This window comes from Nocardioides deserti (assembly GCF_014266025.1).
GTDB lineage: Bacteria > Actinomycetota > Actinomycetes > Propionibacteriales > Nocardioidaceae > Nocardioides > Nocardioides deserti.
In genome coordinates this window covers 18,410-40,947 of the sequence record NZ_JACMYC010000013.1, presented here as the reverse complement: position 1 = coordinate 40,947, position 22,538 = coordinate 18,410, and the positions used below count along the sequence as shown (strand labels likewise).

The window sequence follows — 22,538 nt, the reverse complement described above, 5'->3', positions numbered from 1 at the left end:
CGCTCCGCGGCCCGTTCCGGTGCCGTGCCCCCGCCGTCATCCGAGCGTCGTCCAGCCGTCACCCGCCGGCCGTGCGGGCGGGCTGGAGTGGGGGCGTGCGGGGTCGGTGGTTCGTGGGCGGCGGTGGCGCGGTGGTGCTGGGCGGGCTGCTCGCCGGGCGGGGTGTGCTGCTGCGCCAGGCCTCGGCCGTGCGCGCCGTCGTCGGCAAGCCGCTCGGCGAGGACGCCCACCGGGCCGACCGGGTCTGGAAGCGCTCGTACGGCGACCCCCTCGACCTGCTCGTCCTCGGCGACTCCATCGCGGCCGGCCTCGGCGCGGACTCCCCCGGCGGGACGTTCGGCGCGCAGCTGGCCAAGCGGCTGGCCAAGGTGTCCGACCGCGCGGTCCGGCTGCACACCGCCGCGGTGGTGGGCGCGGAGTCCTCGATGCTCCGCGCCCAGCTCGCCGGGCTGCCCGGCGGATACCGGCCCGACGTGGCGGTCGTCGTGGTCGGCGGCAACGACGTCACCCACCGGGTGCGGGTCGGCGAGTCCCGGCGGCACCTGGCCGAGGCACTCGAGACGCTGGGCGCCCTCGGCGTCCCGGTCGTCGTCGGCACCTGCCCCGACCTCGGCGCGCTCGGGGTCCTCCCGCAGCCGCTGCGCACCCTGGCCCGCGTGGCCTCCCGACAGCTCGCCGCGGCGCAGCGCGAGGTCGCGCTCGAGCACGGCGCGCTGGCGGTGTCCCTGGCCGACGTCGTCGGGCCGTTCTTCGTCACCCGCCCCGACGAGATGTTCGCGGTCGACCGCTTCCACCCGTCCAGCGCGGGCTACAAGCGGACCGCGAAGGCCGTGCTCCCGAGCCTGCTGGTCGCGCTCGACCTGGCCGACCACCTGCCGCACGGCCACCACGCGCCCGGCCTGCCGTCCTCCCGGCGGGACGCTGGACACGTCCCACCGGCCACGGCAGGGTGACCGCCATGAGCGACCCCACCGCGCCCGTCGAGCCCGTCGAGCCCGTCGTCCTCGTCGAGCGCCGCGACCGCGTCCTCGTCGTCACCCTGAACCGACCGCACGCCAAGAACGCCGTCAACGCCGAGGTCTCGGCCGCCGTCGCCGCCGCGATGGACGAGCTGGACGCCGACGACGGCCTGTCGGTCGGTGTGATCACCGGTGCGGGCGGGACGTTCTGCGCCGGCATGGACCTCAAGGCGTTCCTCACCGGCGAGGACGTCATGGCCGGCGGCCGCGGCCTCGCCGGCCTCACCACCAGACCGCCCGCCAAGCCGCTGGTCGCCGCGGTCGAGGGCTGGGCGCTCGCCGGCGGCTGCGAGGTCGTCCTGGCGTGCGACGTGGTCGTCGCCTCCCGCGACGCGAAGCTCGGCATCCCCGAGGTCAAGCGCGGCCTGGTCGCGGGCGCCGGCGGGCTGGTGCGGCTGCCGCGCAAGATCCCGCAGAACGTGGCCAACGAGCTCGCGCTCACCGGCGATCCGATGACCGCGGAGCAGGCCGAGCGGTACGGCCTGGTCAACCGGCTCACCGAGCCCGGCGGCGCGCTCGAGGCGGCGCTGGAGCTGGCTGCGCGGATGACCGCCAACGGCCCGCTCGCGATGGCCGCCACCAAGCGGATCCTCGCCGAGCAGGCGGACTGGTCCTCCACCGACGTCTGGGACCGCCAGTCGGCCATCCTGGGCCCGGTCTTCGCCTCCGAGGACGCCCAGGAGGGCGCGCGGGCCTTCGCCGAGAAGCGCGCGCCCCAGTGGCGCAACCGCTGATCCAGACCGCGACCGGTCCGGCGGTACCCCGGCGTAACGCCCGTCCGCGCGCGTAGTTTGGGAGGCATGGCGGACAAGGAGGACCCGGGCGACCTGTTCGACCGGTGGCTGACGCACCGCGAGCAGGCCGGCGGAGCCCGTACGCCGGAGCGCGCGGCCGCCGCCGACCCCGCACCGCCCGACCCCGCACCGCCCGCCGAGGAGCCGGCTCCGGAGCCGGGCGACGCGGCTGCCGAGCCGGCCGACGTCGCTCCCGCGGAGGGCGACCCGCTCCCCCATCAGTCACTGGAGCCTCCGGCGGTCGAGGCGGTCCCGCCCGCGACGGCGCCCGCGGCAGCACGCGACCAGCTCCAGCTCGACTTCGAGCCGGTGATCATCCCGTCGGCCCGCAAGAAGAACCAGAAGCCTGCGTCCCGGCTCTCCCGGCTGCGGTCGCGGCGGCCGGACCCGGGTCCCGAGCCGCTCCCCGACCTGACCCCGCCCGATCCGGTCGCGGCGGAGGAAGCACGGGTCGAGCAGGGACGTGTCGCGGAGGAGGCGCGGCTCGCCGAGGAGGCGCGGCTCGCCGCCGAGGCCCGGCTCGCCGCCCAGGTCGAGGCCGCCCGTGCCGCCGAGGGAGCGCGCGCCGCCGAGGAGGCCCGTGCCGCCGAGGAGGCCCGCCGCGAGGCCGAGGCCCGGCTCGCGGCCGCGCTGGCCGAGGAGGCCCGGCGGGACGAGGCCGCCCGGAAGGCCGAGCAGGAGCGGATCGCCGAGGAGGCCCGGCGGGACGAGGCCGCCCGGAAGGCCGAGCAGGAGCGGATCGCCGAGGAGGCCCGGCTGGGGGCCGAGGCGCGGCTCGCGGCCCGGGCCGAGGCCGCACGTCAGGCGGAGGAGGCGCGGCGAGCGGAGGCCGCCGAGGCCGAGCGTCTCGCCGAGGAGGGTCGCCGGGCCGCGCAGGCCGAGGAGGCCGAGCGAGCCAGGCAGGCCCAGCAGACGGAGGAGTCCCGGCGCGAGGCCGATCCCGTCCGCCCGCGGACGCCGGCGACCGCTCCGGACGCCGCCAGCGCCATGGTCGCCACCCTCACCGGTCGCCGGCCGAGCACGGCCGTCCCCGAGAGCGTCCCCGAGGCCGTCCCCGAGGCCGTCCCCGAGGCCGTTCCCGGGGCGCCGGCGACGACGACCACCACGGACGCCTCGACCAACCACGTCTTCGCACCCCGCACGGGCGCGCGTCGCCTGGTCGGCGTGCTCCTCCTCGCGGCGCTCGTGGCGACGGCCGGGGCGGCGTACCTCGCCTACCAGGACCAGACGACCTTCAACCTCGGCCTCGCCGGCACGCTCGCCGTCCTCACGCTGGTCGTCTGGGCGGTCCGGGCCGGGTCGGCCGTGACCCGGATGTCGGTGACCGCCGGGCAGCTGGAGGTGCTGCGCGGCGGCGGACGGTTCGTCTTCGACCTGCGCAGCCGCTACACGCCGATCGAGGTCGTGGGCGAGCCGGGCTCGCGGGGCTGGAAGGTGCTGTTCCTGCGGCGCAGCATGGCGCCGTTCGTCGTCGACGCCTCCATGGTCGACCCCGCGGAGTTCATGCGCGTGCTGCGCCAGCACCGCCCGGACGCGTCGGCACCGCAGACGTAGGCAGCCAGTAGCGGCACGTCCCGCGGCGCACGTCCTCCAGCGCGCCCCCGCACCGCTCGACGACCCGACGCGAGGCGAGGTTCTCCTCGCCGCACGTCACCAGCAGCCGCTGCAGGCCCAGCTCGGCGGCCCGCGCGAGGGCCAGCCGCACGGCGCGGACGGCGTGCCCGCGCCCCCGGCGGCCGGGTCGGATGGAGTAGCCGAGGTGGCCGCCCTGCTCGTGGTGCCACGCGTCCAGGTCGCGGCGCAGCGCGAGGAAGCCGACGACCTCGGACGGGTCGCCGTCGACGACCCACCAGTACTCGGTGGGCACCCGCCCCTCGCCGCCGGCGGCGGGTTCGGCGAGCCGCGCCAGCGCCGCGACGTACGCCGCGCACCCGGCGGCGGTGAGGTCGAGCGCGGCGCCGCCGCCCACGGCGTACCACCCGGAACCGTGGGCCTGGTCGCCCAGCTCGAGCATCGCCGCCGCCCAGCTCTCGCGGAGCGCGACGTCGGGGCGGGCGAGCGAGGTCACAGCGTCATCGAAGCAAACCGGGCACCGGCGCCCCGTACCGGCTACCTAGACTCCGCCCGTGAGCGTGAATCCTGACCGACCGCCCGAGATCAGCCCTGACGAGCTCGCCGAGCAGGAGGCGCTCTACACGCCGTTCACCCAGGCGGTGCGCGAGCTGGTCGACGCCACGATCCGCACCACGGTCGACGCCGACGCGATCCGGGCCGCCCAGGCCGAGGTCGAGGCCGTCACCGCGCGGCTGCGCGAGCAGCAGGTCGACGGGCCGCTCGGCGCGCACTTCGGGCACGGCCGCGCGCGTCAGCCCTGGGGCAACACCGTGGTGGGCGTGCGCAACCCGGTCGCGCCGCCCGTGCACCCCGAGCCGGCCGGCGACCGGCTCGGCGAGGTGCACGCCGAGGTGGTGCTCGGCGCGGCGTACGAGGGACCGCCCGGGCTCGTGCACGGCGGCGTCTCGTCGCTGCTGCTCGACCAGATGCTCGGCAACGCCGCCGCGGCGGCGCGGAAGCCGGGCATGACGGCGTACCTCAACGTGACCTACAAGCAGCCGACCCCGCTCGGTCCGCTGCGGCTGGAGGCGTGGGTCGAGCGCAGCGAGGGGCACAAGACCTGGGCGCGCGGCCACGTCGTCGGCCCGGACGGCCCGACGGTCGAGGCGGAGGGCCTGTTCGTGCTGCCGCGCTGGGCCCGCGAGCTGCTCGCCCAGCGGGGCGCGACCGAGGTGCCGCCCACCTTCGAGTAGGCGGCCCGGCGGTGCGTCCTCGCAGCCGTCCACGATCGTTCAATTGCGCTGGTGTTGCGCCCGGGACGGCCGAGACCCCGCTACAACCGCGCAATTGAACGGTTGTTGCGGGGTCCGGGCCGGGCTGTCGGCCTGGGCCAGGCGAACGAGCCTCAGACGCGCTCGGAGGGCCGGGTGCCGCGCTCGCCCTGGTCGGTGAGCCGGACCTCCTCGGCCGCCTGCGCCTCGAGCTCGTCGCGACGGGCCTGCTCGCGCTGGGCGTCGTACTCCCCCGGCGGCGAGACGAGGTCGGTGGCGCCGCGCTCGAGCCGCTGGAGCGCGGACCGGGCGAAGATCTGCTGCTCGGTGGTGGTGCGCTCGGAGCGGCCGCGGCCGAGGAACGAGACCGCCCAGTGCAGGACGGCGGTGACCCGGTTCTTGAAGCCGGTGATGTAGACGAGGTGGACCGCCAGCCACATCAGCCAGGCGATGACACCGGTCAGGCGCAGCCTGCCGACCATCGCGACGGCGCGGAAGCGGCTGATGATCGCCATCGAGCCCTTGTCGAAGTACTTGAAGGGCTTCTGCGGGGCCTTGCCCTGGACCCGGTTGTCGATCTCCTTGGCGGCGTACTTCGCGCCCTGGATCGCGACCTGCGCGACGCCCGGCAGGTTGTCGAGGGCGATCATGTCGCCGACGACGAAGACCTCGGGGTGGCCCGGCAGCGTGAGGTCGGGATTGACGCCGACCCGGCCGGCGCGGTCCAGCGGGGCACCGGACTGCTCGGCCAGCTGCTTGCCCAGCGGGGACGCCTGGACGCCGGCGGCCCAGATCTTGGTCACCGACTCCAGGCGCTCGGTCCGGCCGTCCTTGAACTTCATCGACAGCCCGCGCTCGTCGACGTCGGTCACCATCGCGCCGAGGATCACCTCGACCCCGAGCTCCTCGAGCTCCTTCTGCGCCTTGCCGCCCAGCTTCGCGCCGAACGGCGGCAGCACCTGCGGCGCGGCGTCGACGAGGACCACCCGGGCCTGACGGGTGTTGATCGAGCGGAAGTCGCGGCGCAGCGTGCGGTGCGCGAGCTCGGCGATCTGGCCGGCCATCTCGACGCCGGTCGGCCCGGCACCCACGACGACGAAGGTCAGCAGGTGGTCGACGTCCTCACCACGGGAGGCGCCGAGCTCGGCGAGCTCGAAGGCGCCGAAGATGCGGCCGCGCAGCTCGAGCGCGTCGTCGATGGACTTCATGCCCGGCGCGAACTCCGCGAACTGGTCGTTGCCGAAGTAGGACTGGCCCGCGCCGGCGGCGACGATGAGCGAGTCGTACGGCGTCACCGTCTCGCGCCCGAGCACGTGCGAGCGGACCGTCTGCTGCTCGAGGTCGATCTCGGTGACCTCGCCGAGCAGCACCTTGGCGTTCTTCTGCCCCGCCAGGACCTCACGGGTCGGCGGCGCGATCTCGCCCTCGGAGAGGATGCCGGTCGCCACCTGGTAGAGCAGCGGCTGGAACAGGTGGTGAGTCGTCTTGGCCACCACGGTCACGTCCACGTCGGAGCGACGCAGCGCCTTCGTGCCGAACAGGCCGCCGAAGCCGGAGCCGATGACCACGACCTGGTGCCGGCCGTCACGGCGGTCCTCGCCGCCGGCCGTCCGGGTCTCGTCGTCGAGGGGCGCAGTCGCTGCCATGTCGTTCCTCCTGTGCGAGGGGGGGCCGTGCGCGTGACGTGCACCGAGCTCCGCCGGCTGTGTCGGTCATTGTCCCGCCGCACGCGTGCCGATCGCCAATCCGGTGACCGTTCCGCCCGCAGCCACACCCCGCCGGGGCGGGGCCCCGTGGTGGGACACCGGGGGAACGCCGGGAGCCCGAAACCGATTCCGTCGGAAAACTTTCAACGACATGGGTTTGGTCACAGGTGTGCCGGGTATGCGGGCCCAGAATGATCGCTGTCCCGCAGCGCTCGAACCCCCACCTCTCGGTCGCCCCCGTCCACCTTCCGTCCGGAGCCGCTCTGTGCCGTTGAACCGGCCCGCCCTGTCCCTGGGCCCTGGCCCACGCGGAGTGCAGGACGCGCGCCGCTGGGTCGTGGCGACCTGTCGGGACATCGGCCGCGACGACCTCACCGAGTGCGCCGAGCTCGGCGTCTCCGAGCTGGTCACCAACGCGCTGCTGCACGGGGCGCCGCCGATCCAGGTGCGGGTGCGCGGGACGGTCCAGCACCCGCGGGTGGAGGTGCGTGACGGCTCGACGGAGCGCCCGGTGCTGCCGACGCCCGTCCCCGAGGACGAGGACGACCTGCTGCTCACCTTCGGCCGCGGGCTCTCCATCGTGGCCCGCAGCGCGGACGCCTGGGGTGCCGACATCGAGGACGACGGCAAGACGGTGTGGTTCGCCCCGGCGGCGGCCTTCGCCGACGACGACGGGGCCGAGGGGCTGGTGACCGGAGCGGCCGAGGAGCCGCCGCCGATCACCGGCGACGACCGCGAGCTGCTCGAGATCACCGTCGTCGGCGTCCCCCTGCGGGCGTACGCCGCGTTCCACCGCCACTACCGCGAGCTGCGCCGCGAGGTCCGGCTGCTCGCGCTGGCCCACGAGGCGGACTACCCGCTCGCCAAGGACCTCTCCGACCTGTTCGGCTCCGTCGAGCGCCACCTGCGCGACGGGATCGGCTCGGAGCAGATCGAGTCCGCGCAGGCCGCCGGCCTCGAGACCACCGACCTGCGGATCGTGGTGCCGCGGCGTGGCGCGCCGACGATCGACCGGTTCCTCGCCCTGCTCGACCTCGCCGACGAGTTCTGCCGCCAGCAGCGGCTGCTCTCCCTGGCCCGGACCCCCGAGCAGCGCGACTTCCAGCGCTGGTTCCTCGGCGAGCTGGTCCGCCAGGCCCACGGCGGCTCGCCCTGCGCGTGGAGCGGCGGCGACGGCATCGGCTCCGCCGTGCCCGAGGGCACGGACCCGCACGCCCAGGCGGCGCACGTCGCCGCCCAGCTCGAGGCCGCCTCCGAGCCGGGACGCCAGAGCAGCGTGTCGTGAACCCTCGCCTGCTCGCGGCGGTGGCCGCGGGCGGGGCGGTCGGCGCCGCCCTGCGCTGGTCGTGCGGCGAGGCCGTCCCCGACGGACCCGGCCTGCCCGGCACCACGCTGGCCGTCAACGTCGTCGGCAGCCTCCTGCTGGCGCTGCTGCCCGCGCTCGCGGTCGTCCGCCGCTCGCCCGTCCTGCAGGCGGCCGCCGGGCCGGGACTGCTCGGCGGGTTCACCACCCTCTCGGCGGCCTCCGAGCAGACCCGCTCGCTGCTCGCCGACGGCCGGCCCGCCCTGGCGCTGGGCTACCTGCTCGGCACGCTCGCCGCCACCCTCGCCGCGGTCGCGCTCGCCACCCGGCTCACCTCGCGCCCGGACCCGGCACCGGAGCGGGCCTCGTGACGCTCCTCCTGGTCGCGCTCGGCGGCGCGCTCGGCTCGGCCCTGCGGTACGCCGCGGCGTCGGCCCTCGACGCGCGCTTCCCGCGCGGCACGCTCGCCGTCAACGTCGTGGGCTCCGCCCTCCTCGGCCTGCTGGTCGGGCTGGGCGTCGACGACACGGCGTACTTCTTGCTCGGGGTGGGGTTCTGCGGCGGGCTGACGACCTGGTCGGCCTTCGCCGGCCAGACCCACCGGCTGGGCCCACGCACCGGGACGACGTACGCCGCGGCGACGCTGGGGCTGGCCCTGGTCGCGTGCGCGCTGGGCTTCTGGGCGGGAGACGCCTGGGTGGGCCCTCAGGCGTAGCCGAGCTCGTGCAGCCGGTCGTCGTCGATGCCGAAGTGGTGGGCGACCTCGTGCACGACGGTGATCCGAACCTCCTCGACCAGCTCCTCCTCGCTCTCGCACAGGTCCAGCAGCGGCCCACGGAAGACGAAGATCTGGTCCGGCAGCGGGACGCCCTCGGTCCAGCTGGTGCGCTCGGTCAGCGCGACGCCGTCGTACAACCCGAGCAGGTCGTCCGGCTCGCCCTCCGGCGGCTCGTCCTCGACCAGGACCACGACGTTGCGGACCAGCTGCGCCAGCTCGTCCGGGATGCCGTCGAGCGCCTGGTCGACGAGCACGTCGAAGCGGTCGGGATCCATGTCGATCGGCACGCCGCCAGTCTGCCGGACCGGCCGCAGGGCCCGTGACGGCCCGAGAAGCGACCCCGAGAAACGACCCTGGGAAACGACCTGACAAACGACTGAGCGCCCCGGACCTGGTGGTCCGGGGCGCTCGGTGGCGACCCCGACGGGACTCGAACCCGCGGCCTCCGCCGTGACAGGGCGGCGCGCTAACCAACTGCGCTACGGGGCCTCGTTCTTGCTGGTGCTCCGCGCACTGGCGAAGCGGTGGAACTCTAACCCACACCCGGCTCGCCGACCCAATCGTGGCCAGCGAGCGGCTGGTGCAGCACCCCCAACGGGATTCGAACCCGTGCTACCGCCGTGAAAGGGCGGGGTCCTGGGCCGCTAGACGATGGGGGCCGGACTGCGGGACAGCATAGTGCGGCCGCCTCACTCCGGCACGACGGTGGTGCCGGTGCACGTGTAGTCGCGCGAGCCGGCGGGCACCCAGCGGCCGCCGGTGACCTTGATGAACCGCCAGCACTCCGCGGTCCGCTCGCTGCCGACGTTCTGCGGTGCGTGGGCGTCGTTGCCGGTCCAGTCATCGACGCGGCGCAGCGCCGCGACGAGCGCGTCGCGGGTGAGCCGGCCGCCGAGGCGCACGGCCTCCTGGACGAACAGCCGCGCCGCGGACCAGCTGAACAGCCCGTAGCTCGTGGGCGCCGCGCCGGGCCGGACCTGCTCGAGCCACGCGAGGTAGGTCTGCACCTCCGTGCTGCGGCTCGCCTCCTCGAACGGCACGTGGGTGATGAAGATGTGCGCGTCCTCGGCGGCCTCGCCGGCGACCTCGAGGAAGGACGGCTCGTACATGGGCTGGGTCATCATGAACAGGTCCGGCGCCCAGCCCTGCTGCCGCATCGTCTGCACCATCCGCACGGCCTGGGCGGCGGCACCGAGGAACTGGACGTACTCCACCTTGGCGTCGCGCAGCTGCTGGACGTAGGGCGCGTAGTTGAACTCCGAGACGTCGATGCCTTGGCGCACGACGAAGTCCAGGCCCCGCTTCTCCATGGCATCGGCCTGGTAGTTCGCGTTCGCCGGCACCGCGCCCGCGTTGACCCAGACGTACGCCGCCCGCTTGGCGCCGGCGGGGTAGTTGCGCTTCACCCAGTCCGGCACGGCGTTCTCGAACTCGTTCGCGCGCAGCGACATCGCGCCGAAGCAGGTGCTGCACCCCGAGCGCTCCAGCGACGCGGACGCGGCGCGCAGGTCAGGCAGGCCGCACTGCTCGGCGGTCCGGGCGCCGCCGGCGTCGAAGGCCGACATCGACCCGACCGCGGCGAACGCCTTCTCGCAGGCCTCGCTGTAGGCGACCTGGTCGGCCGCGGCGTCGGTGCGGCTGTCGAGCGCGAGCACCTCGAGCTTGCGGCCACAGATGTCGGAGGTGGCGTTGAAGTACGCCGCATAGGCCCGGATCGCGTCCTGGCTGGCTTGCATCAGGCCCGGCACCGGGCCGGACAGGTCGACGGCGTTGGCGAGCACGATGGTGTCGTCGGTGATGCCGGTGGTGTTCTCGAACCCCTCGCACGCGCCGGCCTTCGCGTCCCCCTCCGGCGCCGGGGCGCCCCCGCCCCCCGGCGAGCCGGACGAGCCTCCGGCACCGCCCGAGCCGCTCGTGCCGCCGCCGGCCGCGACCGGGCTGCCCGGCACCGAGCCAGCACCGCCGTCCAGGCCGGGAGCGTCCGACCCGTCGAGACCGGCCGGGCCGCCGTCCGCCGCGGCCGGGTCGCTCTCGAGCAGGCCGGACGACGTCGTACCGCCCTCCACGCCGCCGCCCGCCTGTGCCACCGCGCCCGGATCGAGCTGGGAGCCGCACGCGGCGAGGAGCAGGACGATGAGGGTCGAGGGCAGGGCGATCCGGCCTGCGGGGAGCACGCGCATGTTCCGGCAACGCCTTTTCACCGTCGAGGTGACGCCACTCACACGAAGGTACGGACCACTTCGTGCCCCTCTCGCGCCCGCCTCGTGCCAGCCCTGCAGCCGTCGGACGAATTCGTCGACGGTCCCGGCGGCATGTAAGATGTCCGTCGCTCGGGCAGGTAGCTCAGTTGGTACGAGCGTCCGCCTGAAAAGTGGAAGGTCGGCGGTTCGACCCCGCCCCTGCCCACGAGCACCGCAGGGCTTCACCTGCGACAGAAGGGCCCCGCCGGTCTCCGGCGGGGCCCTTCGACGTTCGGGACCAGGGGAGGCCCGCGGCGCGCGCCGGCGACGCGACGGATCCGCACCCGGGTCCTGTTGCGATCGGACGACGCCTGGCCCCTGCGCGCGTCGTTAGGGTGAGCACACCGGAGTCCAGGACCCGGACTGGGCGTGGAAGCACGCGCGGGACTTCACCTCTGAACAGCCGTGGGCCTGGTTCGACGAGGCGGTCGCCGTCTCGGACCGTGTCGTCGCCGAGGCAGCGGCGAGCAACGAGGGCCTGGCGACGGTCGGCGCCGACCCCGAGGAGCCGGTCTCGATGCGCTGGCTCCTGAGCCACATGGTCGAGGAGTACGCGCGCCACAACGGGCATGCGGACCTCATGCGCGAAGCGATCGACGGCGTGACGGGTGACTAGAACCGCAGCGGCAGCGCCCGACGTCCAAGCGCATCGGCACACCAGGCGGCCGTCCGCCGACCATCGCCGCGCGGGAACAAGCGGGCAGGACGGGGCGTGATCGCCCGCCGCTCCATGCCGACCGCCAACAGCAGCCGTCGGGGCCGGTGGCAGCTCGAGGGGGCAGGGTCTCGGTTCGGCCGCAGCGTCAAGGCGCGCTGGGGTCCTCGGCGAACCGCAACCACGCGGGCAGCTCGGTGCGGAACCGCTCGCCGACGGCACCCCGTGTGACTGTCCAGTCGACGACCCCGCCGACTTCCGGCTCGTCCTTGCGCCACTCGAACCAGTTGATCATCTTGACCCAGGGCAGGTCCTCATCATGGCCAGCGGCGAAGACCTGACGCCACCAGGCTTGCTTGATCGCCAGCTCGTTGGCACCACCCCGACCGGGCGCGAACAGCGCGCCGGTCTCGGTGACGGCGACCGGCAGCCTCTGACCCTCGCCGTAGACGGCGTAGAAGTCGGGCACGTCCCGCTCGTCGCCGGCCGCACCGACGTAGGTCCCGCGCAGGAGGTCGCTGAACTTCCCCGCCTCCGGGACCTCGTTCTCACCCCAGGGGTAGACCGCGCCCCAGTGGTAGACCGACATGCCGACCCAGTCGACGTGCCGGCGTCCCGGCCAGTACGGCGCGTACGGATCGTCAGCCTGGGTGACGCGGCCGTCCCCGTCGGTGTCGAGGACCTCCGCGTCCGCTGTCCCTGGGCGTACCTCGAACTCGCCGCCAGAGAACGGGTAGCCGCCTCCGTAGTTCGGCGCCCAGACCATGGCGGTGCCCGGAGCGGCTCGGTGCACCGCCTCCGCCACGCGGCGGAACGCTGCGACGTAGGACCGTGGCTGCTGGCCCCACGGGTACCAGGAGCCGTTCATCTCGTGGGCGAAGCGCAGGAAGATCGGTGTGCCGCCCTCGTTGTACGAGCGCAGCAGAGCAGCCAGGTCCTCCGCCACCGACGGCGTGACGGAGTCCAGTCCCGACCGGGGCTCGAGGGTCGCCAGCAACATGGTGCCGGTCTCGCGAGCCTGCGCGACCGCTTCGTCGAGCCACCTGCGCTCCTGCGCGCTCATCGGCAGCTCGTAGAAGGTGACTGCGACGGCCGGGGGATGACCGAGCCGACTCGCATATCCAGCAATCGTGTCCCGCGACCAGTCGATCGAGGCGCCGAACCACGCCCCCGCGCGGGGCACCAGCTGCTCCGCCGTGCGTGCGACTGGCGCACGCTCCGTCACTTCGTCGCCGTCGTCCGAGAGCGGGCGCTCGGAGTCCTTCGGCGTCGAGTGACCGCCGCAGGCGGCAACAGCCACGGCCACCGCCAGCACCCACGGCGCGAACAGACGCCTGGCGCTCACGACGGCCAGGGCAAAGAGGCATTCAAGCCAAGGACCCACCCACGACCGGGCGACGACCCGCCTATGGCCGCGCATCAGCCGGCCGCTGACCTTGTGCCGGCGGGTGAGCGGGCGGAGAGTGAGGGGCGTCACGTCCCGCCGCTTCTCGGAGGCCTCCGCATGACCCCCAGCCCCGCCACGCCCACGCCCGCCACCCCCACCGCTCCCCCGCCTGCGCTCGGGCGCCGCGCCGTGCTCGGTGCGACCGGCCTCGGCGGCCTCGCCGTGCTGGCCGCCGGTCCGGACGTCGCCGCGGCGGCACCGGCCCGCGGCCGGGTCAGCCCGTTCGACCTCGACTTCGAGGTGGTCCACCGCCGGCGCCGTCTCGACCTGCTCGCCGACCGCTTCGTCACCCTGCGCGACAGCTTCACCGCAGCGGGCAGCGCCAGCGAGTACGCCGTGCTGGCGCCCCGCGGCACCGCCGGCGCGGTCCGCAGCGGCGGCGGCGAGCTCCGCATCGGCGGGGGCGCCGGCGCCCACTCGACCCTGCTCCGGTCGCGCAGCCGCCAGGACGCGCCGTACGCCGCGGTGCTGGTCGACGTCGCGTCCTTCTCGGGCGACGGCACGCGGGACCGGGTGCTGGCCGGCCTCGCGAAGGGCGCGCAGGACCACCTGCTCGCGTGGTACGACCGCGCCACCGGGACCGTCGGCATCGACCTGACCCTCGATGGGACGACCGAGACCCTCGGCACGGTGGAGGCCGACCTGGCGGCGCCCTTCGAGCTGGGCTTCGCGCTCACCAGCACCACGGTCGTGGCGTTCGCCGACACCGGGTCTGGGCCGGACCCGCTCGTCAAGGCGACCCTCGACGAGCGGCTCGACCTGCGCGAGCCGGCGGCGCTGCGCACCTGGCACAACTCCTTCGGCGCCGAGTCCGGCTCCGGCACGGTCGTGCTCGACCGGGTCCGTGCCGGCTACTTCGGTCAGCTCGGGCTGCGCGACCCGCACCTGGTCACCCACGCCGACGGCACGCCGTACATCGACCGCGGCAAGGCCTACCTGACCTTCACCCAGGCCGGCCTGGGCTTCTTCGAGACCGCGCACTGGGGCGTGTGGACGCTCGACCTCGAGACCTACCGGCTCGAGCAGGTCGCCAACCTCTTCTTCCAGCGCGACGGCAATGACGTCGTGCTCGGTGACCACGCCGGCCACCTCGTGCGCGACGAGGCGAACCGGCGCTGGATCGTCACCACCAGCACCTGGGGCGACTTCGCGAACGACAGCGTCGAGATCGACTACACGACGGTGCGCTCGTCGGTCGACGTCCTCAGCGGCGTCCACGTGCTGCGCACGCGGCAGCTGCGGCTGCCCACCGGTGACCTGCCGTCGGCGGCGGTCGGGCAGTGGGACCCGCACGTGGTGCGGATCGGGGGCCGTTGGTACGTCGGGTTCGTCAACGCCCGCCGCTTCTTCGACTTCTACCCAGCGCTCGCGCGCAGCCCCCGGGGCGGCGACTTCACGGAGCTGTCGCTCGTCGGCGCGGACCCCTCGAAGGTCGAGACCGAGGGGACGGTGCTGCAGCGCTTCGGCGGTCGGTGGTACGTCCTCGCCAGCAACGGCGACGCCTCGCCGGCGGAGATCCGGGGGCAGTACCCCGTCTACGACCTCGAGATGGACCAGCTCGGCGTGCTCGACGCGCCGCACCCGACCAACATCCCCTGGCCCATGGTGATCCCGGTCGCCGAGCGCGGCCGCACCCGGTGGCTGCTGGTCACCTTCAACGGCACGCAGTACGACGAGCCCCTGCTCGGCTACGGCACGCACGGCGACGTGGTGGTCATGGAGGCGCAGCGGACGACGGGGGTCGAGTTCCCCGGCCGCCGCTGACGCTCCGACCCGGCCCGTCGGACCATCAGCGCGTCGGCACGGGCAGCCGAAGGACCGCTGCCCCCGGACTCACGGAGGCCGGTCCCGGTGGAGTGCTCTGCTCCACCGGGACCGGCCCACCCACGCTCAGCGCTCGACCGGCGCCGTCCAGACGCTGCTGCGGCTCCGGTCGGCGTACCCGCGCTTGACCGCGGTCACCCGGACGCTGATCCGCTTGCCGAGGTGCTCGCGCACCAGCCGCAGCCGGTTGGAGCCGGCTCCGCGGACCGCCCGGCCACCGACGTACCACCGCACCCGGGTGGCCACCCGGCCCGGCTCCCAGTCGCCGGTCCGGACCCGCAGCACGCGGCCGACCTCGGCCTTGCCGGTCACGACGGGCCGCGGGCCTCGCAACCGACCCTCACCGACGCGGACCGGCTGCGACCGCACGGTGGAGGGCGGCGCCGACCCGAGGGTGCCGGTGACTCGCACCCGCAGGCGCTTCCCGGCCAGCGAGGCGGGGACCCGGAACGTCCGGGCGGTCGCGCCCGCCACCGGCCTGCCGCCGGCGAACCACTGATAGGTGAACGTCGTGCCCGCGGGCCAGGTGCCCGGCTCCGCCGTGAGCAGCTCCCCCACCCGGGCCTTGCCGCGCAGGGACGGCTTCCCCGGGACCGGCGGCTCCGGGGCCGGCTCACCGGGGTTGCCGGGGTTGCCGGGCTCACCCGGGTTTCCGGGGTTGCCGGGGTTGCCGGGCTGGCCGGGGTTGCCCGGCTGGCCGGGGTCGCCCGGCTGGCCGGGGTCGCCCGGCTGGTTGGGGTCGCCCGGCTGGTTGGGGCCGCCCGGGCCGCCGGTCACGACGAGCGTGCGCACCTCGGAGGTGTCCGCGCCGCCGTAGGGGTTGGTGCTCTCGACGTACCACCCGTGGACGCCGGCCCCCGGGTTCCACCGCACGGTCCGCTCCTCGCCCGAGGGCACGCCCTCCAGCACCGCGATGTCGTGGGTGGTGAGCACGTCGGCACGGAACGAGTCGGTGCGGAGCACCTTCGTGGCCGGGGCGATGCCGCCGGCGGCGTACGGGATCTCGAACTCCTGGTGCACCTGGTCCAGCGACGGGTCGTCGGAGTCGAAGTCGTCCAGCGACGGCGAGTAGGTGCGGACGATGATCCGTTCCCCGACGTTGTCGAAGTGCAGCAGCCGCAGGTATCCGAGCCCGCCCTCCGGCAGCCCCTGGTAGTCGAAGAGCATCGAGTACACCGTGCGGTCGGCCGTGCCGTCCCCGTCGTCGTCGAACTGGTCCTGCCGGGTGTAGGCGTCGTGGTAGTGGCCGGAGGACACGGCGAAGACGTTCGGGTTGGTCGCCACGACCTCGTCCATGATCCGCTGCGGCACCGGCCCGAGCCCACCCGTGGTGAGCATGAACTCGTGGAGGTTGATCCACACCTTGCGCTCGGGGTGCTCGCGGATCACCCGGTTCATCCAGGCGATCTGCTCGTCGCCGGGCGCCCAGCCCATGTACAGCATGAGGAAGTCGATCCCGCCTGCGGACACCAGGTCGTAGTGGCCACGGTTGTCCAGGTGGGACCCGCCGTACCACGGGTTGTCGCGGTAGCGCTCCTCGCCGAACCACCGCGAGTACGACGAGTAGTCGTTGTCGTGGCCGCCGACGTCGTGGTTGCCGGCCAGAACCCCGTACGGCAGTCCCGCCTCGTCGAGCATCCGGTACGCCGGGTCGGCGTTGCGCCACTGACGCTCCTCGCTCGCGACGTTGACGATGTCGCCGGTGTGCAGGAGGTACTGCAGGTTCAGCTCGTCACGCTGGTCGAGCAGGAACTCGTGGATGTTGAGCTGGTGCTGGTGGAAGGCGTCGGTCTCGTTGTAGTACTGCGTGTCGGACTCCCAGGCGAAGGTGAAGTCGTAGTCCGACCGGGGCGTGACGCCGCCGGCGGAGTACGGCACGGGGTTGCTCTCCCGGGTCGAGCGGTCGGCACCGGCGAAGCCGTCGGAGTGCTGGACGAGCACGGCGACGACGCCGTCCGCGGTGTACCCGGCGGTCGGGACGAGCTCCTCGAACGTGAAGACCTGGTCGTCGGTGGTGACTCGGCGGGCCACCTCCACCCACGCACCAGACTCCGCGTCGCGGACGTACATGAGCACCTTCGCCCCGGCGTTGGCCGAGCCGGTCCACTGCAGCCGCACGCTGGCATCCGCGCCGGCGTCGGCCGGGACGGCCACCGTGAACATCTGGTAGGGCAGCTCGGTGCCGGAGGAGACCTCGTGCGCGACGCCGTCGGTGCCGGCCACCTGCTCGAGCTCCTCGGCCGACAGCACCACCTTGCCGGTGCGGTCGGTGCCGCGCGCGGCCCGGGTGCCGCCGTCGTACGCCTGGACCTCGGCGTCGGTGGGGACGTAGGTCCGCCCCTCGCGGAAGCGCAGGGTCAGCGGGTCGCCTTCCGGTGAGCCGGCCCGGGCGGTCAGGTCCACGCCGCCGGCAGGGACGGTCGCGCCGTCCTCAGGACTCAGCAGAGTGGTCTCGGGCCGCTCGTCGCCGGTCGTGAAGACGACGGTGCGGGTCGCCGCGTTGCCCACCCGGTCGCGGGCGGTGAGGACGACCCGGTGCTCACCGGGCGCCAGGGTCAGCGAGCTGGCGTCGTGCGGCAGCGCGATCGGCTCGCCGTCGAGCGTCGCGGTCGCGCCGTCGTCGTCGAGCCCGGCACCGGCGTCGCCGGCGGTGGCACCGATGGTGAAGTCACCGCGGTAGTGCTGTCCCTCGACGATGGTCGGCTCGATGGCCGGCGCGGTGTTGTCGACGCGCACGGTCCGGGTGACGGTCTCCTCCCCCGCCGAGGCGGTGATCTCGTGCGGGCCGTCGGTGACCTCGCTGGTGTCCCAGACCGTGGCGAGCGAGTCGAACGCGTCGTCGGGGATCACGAACGTCGCCGTGAAGTACACCTGGTTGGCGTCGTTGAACCCGATCCGGGCGGTCGGGTCGGGGCAGACGCGGACGGTCGGCTCCTGGTTCTCGCCGGCACCGCCGCACGCCTGCGGTCGCAGGACCCGGCCGTCGGGGAGCGCCAGACGGAGGTTGAGCGCCGAGAAGTCGTCGTTGTTCTCGTTGGGGTCGGGCTCGGGCCAGGCCTTGGTGCCGGCGTAGATCCCGAGCGTGAGCGGCTCGCCCTTGACGACCTGCTCCACCGGGACCGGCGCGGTCACGGTCTCGATGCGCTCGTAGAAGCCCTGGTCGAAGATCGTCAGCACGTCGTCCCCGAGCCGCACGCCGTTGCGGAAGAACGCGTCGGTGTTGGTGGCCTCGAAGGCGAAGACCGGGCGAGCCTCGAGTGCCGGCACCGGCGCCGGCGCCGGCTCCCCGTCGATCCGGAGCGTCAGCGCGGCCGGGTCGCCGGCAGCGGTCGCGGCGAGCCTCGTCGGGCCACCGACGTACTGCCCCTCGGTGACGTTGAGCCGGACCGGCTCCGGCTCCTCGGCGTCGAGGGTGACCCGCACCGGGCCGAACGTGCTCGTGTGGGTGCCGTCCCTGGCGGTGAGGGTGTACTCGATCCAGCGCTTGCCGTACAGGTCGACCGCCGGGACGGTGTAGGTGTACCGGTCCGGCGCGCCGAAGCGGAGGTGCCGGCTGACGGGCTCGTCGACGTCGGTGTCGACGGTCAGCGTCACGGTCCGGGCGAGGACGTCGTCGGTGACCTCGAAGTCGAGCGCGAGATCGGCGGAGTCCGGCGTCTCGGTGCTCTCGGAGTGGTCGACGACGGTCGGCGCGGTGGTGTCCACGGGCGTGGCGACCAGGCCGCTCGGGACCTGCTCGGGCGCGGCGTACCCAGGGGTGGCTGGGCCGACGCCGAGCTTGGTCTGCTTGGTCTCGCCGGCGCCGCCGCCCCACCGGTACTGCAGCGGCCGGTCGGCCACGGTGTCAGCGTTGTCGAGGTAGTAGGCACGGCTGATGTCGTGCCCGGTGTTGGTCATCACCTGGATGCCGCGGAGGCCACCGTTGGCCATGCCGCCGGCGAAGATCTCCACCAGGTCCACCCCGTCGGTCAGCCGCGACCCGAAGTGGGCGTTGAAGTCGTCGTCGGTGAGCGCGTCGTTCGGACCGTTCTTGATCCACAGCACGAGGGTGCGGCCCGGCTGGACGACCGGGTCGGCGGGCACCGCCGGCCACAGCGCGCTGTTGAGCGTCACCTCGTTCGCGTCGGTGTAGAGGTAGTTGATCGTGTAGTCGGCGAAGTCGACCGGCGCGTCGGAGGCGTTGTAGACCTCGATGAACTCGTAGCCGTCGGCCCCGTCGATGTTCGCGGTGTCCGGCGCCACCTCGGTGACCTGCAGGACCGGCGCGTCGAGCTCCGGGTCCCTCGCCGGGGGCGGCCCCTGCTCGGGCACGGTCGGCTCGGTGGGCTGCTCGGTGGGCTGCTCGGTCGGCTGCTCGGTCGGCTGCTCGGTCGGCTGCTCGGTCGGCTGCTCGGTCGGCTGCTGGACCTGGGTGGGGTCGACGGTTCCCGGGGTCGGCGACTGCTTCCTGGCGTGCACGGGCTGCTCGGTGCCGCCGGTGCTGGGAAGGGCGTAGGTGACCGTCTGGTCCGTGCCGATGTCCTCCCCGGTCCAGGTCACGCGCGAGACCTCGGCACCGGCCAGCGTGAGGTACATCGACGTGCCACTGTTGTTCAGGCCGTCCTGCCCGGTCAGCTCGACGAGCGGGTAGTCACCGGTGACGCCGAGCCCGGCGTAGTGGGCCCGGAAGTCCTGCTTGGTCAGCCGGGCGTCAGTGCCACCTGTGTCCGTCCCGTCGCGGTACCGGCTGTTGCGCGCCCAGAGAACGACCGTCCCCCGGGCGGGAACGACCGTGCCCGGCTCGTAGGTCAGCGTCTTGGGGTTCGACCCGCTCAGGTAGACGACCGCCACCTGCGCCTCGGCCAGGTCGATCGCCTCGTCGGTGGTGTTGTGGAGCTCGACGAACTCCCACGCGTCGAGCGACGCCCCGTCGGACGCCGGCCGGTTCGCGGAGTTGACGTTCACCTCGGTGATGACCAGCGGCGACGTGCTGGCCGGCTGGCCCGGCGTGCTCGGCGCCGGTGCGGCCGTCCCGGTCGGGCTCGGCACGGTCGTCCCACTCGGGACCGGCTGCCCCGGGCTCGGCTGCCCGGTCTCGCTCGGGCTCGGCTGCCCGGCCTCGCTCGGGGTCGGCTGCCCCGGGCTCGGCTGCGCGGTCCCGCTGGGGGTCGGCTCTGCCGGCTCGCTCGGGTCGGGGCCCTCGGTCGGGGCGGTCGCGCCCGGCGTGAGCTGCTCGGGGGCCACCTTCCCGGGGGTCGAGGCTGCCCGGCGTGCGTACGTCGTCGCCGCGACGTCTCCCGGCCCCGGCACGGTGAAGTGCACGGTGGTGCCCATCGACACGTCGTCGGCCGGGACGTACGCCGAGCTGCTGACCGGCTCGCCGTGCTGGCTGACCACGAACGGCGCCGGCTCGGTGCCGCTGTTGACGAAGCCGTTCTGCCCCGTGACGTGCACGACCGGCTGGTCCTCGGGGAGGCCGTGGTGCGCGCGGAACTCCGCGTCGGTGAAGAGGTCGGTGTTCGGGCTGCCGCTGCTCACGCCGTCGGCCGAGCGGGCCTGGTACTGCAGCCACAGCACGGCCGAGCCGTGCGCCGGGACGATGCCGGCCACCGGCGAGTCGTCGGCGACGCTGAGCGTGCTGGTCCGGTAGCGCAGGGCGTAGCCGGCGGCGACGAGGTCGATGTCGGAGTCCGTGGTGTTGGTCAGCTCGACGTACTCGAAGTTGTCCTGTCGGCTGGGGCGGCCGTCGACCTCGTGGTCACCGGTGTCCGGAGCCACCTCGGAGACGAAGAGAGCCGGCAGGGCCGGGTCGTCGGCGGTCGCGGGCGCTGCGGCGGCCACGGTGAGGGAACCGGCGGACAGAGCGGTCACGAGCCCGCCGGTGAGCGCGGCGGTCAGCGCGCGGCGTCGGGCGCGCGCCGAGGGAGTGGGTGGCATGCGGGGCTTCCTTCTGCTGAGGCGTCGGCCGGAAACCTCGCAGAGCCAGGGTGAACGGTGGCGAACCGTGGGTGACGCGCCGATGGCTGGGAGCGGGCGACTTGGGCGCCCCGTCGTGCCGGGTCGGCTCCCGGCCCCGCTGCGTGGACCGAGCACCGGCCGAACGTCGAGGGCGCTCGTGCAGATCAGACCGTGGGCGTCAGAGGGTGAAGTCCGGGAAGGCGATCACGGCGTCCTCAGTCCGGGGGCGCCGGCGCCAGGTGAGCGGCCGGAGGCGCCGTCACGACGCCCGGCTCGGCCGACGTGTCGTCGTCCACCGTAGTCCGGCGCAGCGCGAGGACCGCGGTGTCGTCGGGCGCGCCGTCGTCGCGCATCTCGGCGAGGACCCGACCGATCAGCCGCGGCAGCGGTTGGTCGCCCAGGTCGGTGACGGTGCGGACGAGCCGGTCGAGGCCGGTGTCGATGTCCTCGCCGCGTCGCTCGACGAGGCCGTCGGTGTAGCACAGCAGCGTCGCCCCGGTCGCGAGCGTGAAGGTGGTCTCGTCGTAGGCGGACGCACCGAAGCCCAGCGGCGGGCCGACCGGCACGGACACGTAGTCGACGCCGTCGGCGGCGGCCAGGAGCGGCGGCGGGTGGCCGGCGTCGGCGACGGTGATCGCGCCGGTGCGGTGGCTCCCGACCGCCACCAGCGCGGTGATGATGTGACCGTCCGCGACGACGTCGAACTGGCGGGCGCACTTCATCAGCGCCGTGGCCGGGGAGTCCCCGTCGACGAGGTAGGCACGCAGCGTGAACCGGGCTCGGGCCATCTCCGCGACCGCCTCGACGCCCCGGCCGGAGACGTCGCCGACGACGAACGCGAACCGGTCCTCGTCGAGCCGCAGCACGCTGTACCAGTCGCCGCCGATGTCGATGCCGATGGCGCCGGCGACGTACTCCGCCGCCACCTCGAGCTGCGGGATGTGCGGGTCGGCCGGCGGCAGCAGCGCGCGCTGGAGGGCCACGAAGAGCTCGCGCTGCTCGCCGAAGACGGTGTCGACGCGCTCGTAGAGGGCGCGGATGGTGGCGGTGTCCGCCTCGGCGGTGGCGCGGGCGCGGGTCAGCTTCGTGGCCACCAGGACGGCGAGCCCGGTGAGCAGCAGGCCGCCGAGCAGCAGGAGCCACGGCAGGCGGGCGCTCAGCGCGCTGCCGAGGTGGGTCCGCGGCGCGGTCACCAGGGTCAGCGCGGTGTCGCCGAACGGGATGGTGGTGCGCGAGGTGACGTCGCCGTCGAGCGGCAGCGTGGCCGGGTCGACGTTCGTGGTCGCCATGTCGCGGGTGCGGGTGGTGTGGCCGAGGTAGATGGCGTAGGACAACCCGGCGTACGCCGAGTCGCGGTCCACCGGGGCGCGACGGTCGGCGGGGATCGCCCGCTCGACGTGGACCACGGCGCCCGACGCCGGGTCGGCGAGCGCGTAGGCGATCCGGGTGCCGTCGGCGGCGGCGACGCGGCGTACGACGGTGGTGCCGGCGCGCAGCGCCCGCTGGAGGAAGCCACGCATCGCGGGGTCGTCCGGACGCAGTGCCGGGGCGCCGCCGAGGGCCAGGACCCGGGTCGGCGCTCCCCCGTCGGCGCGCCACAGCGAGGCCGAGACGTACGTCGCGTCGGCGGCGACGTCCTGGTCGAGCAGCTCGGCGACGGCCGCCCGGCCGCGCTCACCGCCGCCGGCGCCGCGATCGAGGTCGAGGGCGGACCGCAGCGGTGCCTCGATCGCGCTGATCGCCGCGGCGAGGACCGACGCGGCCTGCTGGGTCTGCACCTCGAGCAGCCGCTCCTCCGTCGTGCGGTCGGCGTGGGCAGCGGCCAGCGCGGCGGACACCGTCAGGCCGAGCCCGGCGAGACAGATGAGGGCGACGAGCCGCGCCGGTCGTCCGGTGCCGGCGCCGACGGCCCGCCTCGGTCGAGGACGCTCGGACGACATGCGGTCTCCTCGGACGAGCAGGCAGGGTGGGGCAGGGACCCCACGGCCCGATTCTCGCCGACGAGCACCC

At 74.3% G+C, this 22,538-nt stretch carries 15 protein-coding genes, 3 tRNA genes and 1 pseudogene; 10 read left to right on the top strand and 9 right to left on the bottom strand.

Going from position 1 to position 22,538, the window contains the following annotated elements:
• Positions 1-95: 95 nt before the first annotated feature.
• From H7344_RS16465 to H7344_RS16455, 3 genes are all read left to right on the top strand, one after another.
• Entirely contained in the window at positions 96-953 is an 858-nt protein-coding gene (locus H7344_RS16465) for an SGNH/GDSL hydrolase family protein (protein ID WP_186347091.1), read from the top strand.
• 5 nt (positions 954-958) lie between these two features.
• A complete protein-coding gene (locus H7344_RS16460) occupies positions 959-1,753 on the top strand; it encodes a crotonase/enoyl-CoA hydratase family protein (protein WP_186347090.1) in 795 nt (264 codons plus the stop codon).
• 66 nt (positions 1,754-1,819) lie between these two features.
• Positions 1,820-3,367 (top strand): hypothetical protein, encoded by a 1,548-nt coding sequence (locus tag H7344_RS16455; protein ID WP_186347089.1) that lies wholly within the window; start codon positions 1,820-1,822, stop codon positions 3,365-3,367.
• Here the strand turns inward: H7344_RS16455 and H7344_RS16450 are convergent.
• Positions 3,315-3,881: a GNAT family N-acetyltransferase gene (locus H7344_RS16450; RefSeq protein WP_186347088.1), complete on the bottom strand. Its 567-nt coding sequence runs from the start codon at positions 3,879-3,881 to the stop codon at positions 3,315-3,317. The two genes, H7344_RS16455 and H7344_RS16450, sit on opposite strands and share 53 nt — an antisense overlap.
• A 58-nt stretch (positions 3,882-3,939) precedes the next feature.
• Here H7344_RS16450 and H7344_RS16445 point away from each other — a divergent pair, with 58 nt between their 5' ends.
• Positions 3,940-4,620 carry a PaaI family thioesterase gene (locus H7344_RS16445; RefSeq protein WP_229707229.1) on the top strand — a complete coding sequence of 227 codons (681 nt, stop codon included), beginning with the start codon at positions 3,940-3,942 and terminating at the stop codon, positions 4,618-4,620.
• A gap of 152 nt (positions 4,621-4,772) precedes the next feature.
• Here the strand turns inward: H7344_RS16445 and H7344_RS16440 are convergent, their stop codons facing one another.
• Positions 4,773-6,284, bottom strand: a complete 1,512-nt coding sequence (locus H7344_RS16440; protein WP_186347087.1) for an NAD(P)/FAD-dependent oxidoreductase — start codon at positions 6,282-6,284, stop codon at positions 4,773-4,775.
• Between the two features lie 325 nt (positions 6,285-6,609).
• On the opposite strand from H7344_RS16440, the gene H7344_RS16435 reads away from it, so the two are divergent.
• Genes H7344_RS16435 through H7344_RS16425 form a run of 3 tightly spaced genes read left to right on the top strand, consistent with a single transcriptional unit; the run spans position 6,610 to position 8,362 of the window.
• The gene (locus tag H7344_RS16435; RefSeq protein ID WP_186347086.1) at positions 6,610-7,629 is read left to right on the top strand and encodes an ATP-binding protein; all 1,020 of its coding nucleotides are present in this window, start codon (positions 6,610-6,612) and stop codon (positions 7,627-7,629) included.
• Entirely contained in the window at positions 7,626-8,018 is a 393-nt protein-coding gene (locus H7344_RS16430) for a fluoride efflux transporter FluC (protein ID WP_186347085.1), read from the top strand. Before H7344_RS16435 ends, H7344_RS16430 begins: the two co-directional genes overlap by 4 nt.
• Positions 8,015-8,362 (top strand): fluoride efflux transporter FluC, encoded by a 348-nt coding sequence (locus H7344_RS16425; RefSeq protein ID WP_186347084.1) that lies wholly within the window; start codon positions 8,015-8,017, stop codon positions 8,360-8,362. Before H7344_RS16430 ends, H7344_RS16425 begins: the two co-directional genes overlap by 4 nt.
• Here the strand turns inward: H7344_RS16425 and H7344_RS16420 are convergent.
• The 4 genes from H7344_RS16420 to H7344_RS16405 form a co-directional block, all read right to left on the bottom strand.
• Positions 8,353-8,712, bottom strand: a complete 360-nt coding sequence (locus H7344_RS16420) for a metallopeptidase family protein (protein ID WP_186347083.1) — start codon at positions 8,710-8,712, stop codon at positions 8,353-8,355. The two genes, H7344_RS16425 and H7344_RS16420, sit on opposite strands and share 10 nt — an antisense overlap.
• A 125-nt stretch (positions 8,713-8,837) precedes the next feature.
• Positions 8,838-8,914 (bottom strand) — tRNA-Asp (locus H7344_RS16415).
• A gap of 97 nt (positions 8,915-9,011) precedes the next feature.
• Positions 9,012-9,084, bottom strand: a tRNA-Glu gene (locus tag H7344_RS16410).
• Positions 9,085-9,114: 30 nt separating this feature from the next.
• Complete coding sequence (locus H7344_RS16405) at positions 9,115-10,605, bottom strand: ABC transporter substrate-binding protein (protein ID WP_186347082.1); 1,491 nt, start codon at positions 10,603-10,605, stop codon at positions 9,115-9,117.
• Positions 10,606-10,757: 152 nt separating this feature from the next.
• On the opposite strand from H7344_RS16405, the gene H7344_RS16400 reads away from it, so the two are divergent.
• Positions 10,758-10,831 (top strand) — tRNA-Phe (locus tag H7344_RS16400).
• A gap of 195 nt (positions 10,832-11,026) precedes the next feature.
• Positions 11,027-11,281, top strand: a pseudogene (locus H7344_RS16395) (mycothiol transferase); the annotation flags it as partial.
• Positions 11,282-11,468: 187 nt separating this feature from the next.
• On the opposite strand, the gene H7344_RS16390 reads toward H7344_RS16395, so the two are convergent.
• On the bottom strand, positions 11,469-12,665 hold the full coding sequence (locus tag H7344_RS16390; protein WP_222130782.1) for a glycoside hydrolase family 26 protein: 1,197 nt from the start codon (positions 12,663-12,665) through the stop codon (positions 11,469-11,471).
• Between the two features lie 159 nt (positions 12,666-12,824).
• Here H7344_RS16390 and H7344_RS16385 point away from each other — a divergent pair, with 159 nt between their 5' ends.
• On the top strand, positions 12,825-14,531 hold the full coding sequence (locus H7344_RS16385; protein ID WP_186347081.1) for a hypothetical protein: 1,707 nt from the start codon (positions 12,825-12,827) through the stop codon (positions 14,529-14,531).
• A gap of 126 nt (positions 14,532-14,657) precedes the next feature.
• Here H7344_RS16385 and H7344_RS16380 read toward each other — a convergent pair whose 3' ends face one another.
• A complete protein-coding gene (locus H7344_RS16380; protein ID WP_222130781.1) occupies positions 14,658-20,507 on the bottom strand; it encodes a lamin tail domain-containing protein in 5,850 nt (1,949 codons plus the stop codon).
• A gap of 236 nt (positions 20,508-20,743) precedes the next feature.
• Positions 20,744-22,468 (bottom strand): PP2C family protein-serine/threonine phosphatase, encoded by a 1,725-nt coding sequence (locus H7344_RS16375; protein WP_186347080.1) that lies wholly within the window; start codon positions 22,466-22,468, stop codon positions 20,744-20,746.
• Positions 22,469-22,538: the final 70 nt, after the last annotated feature.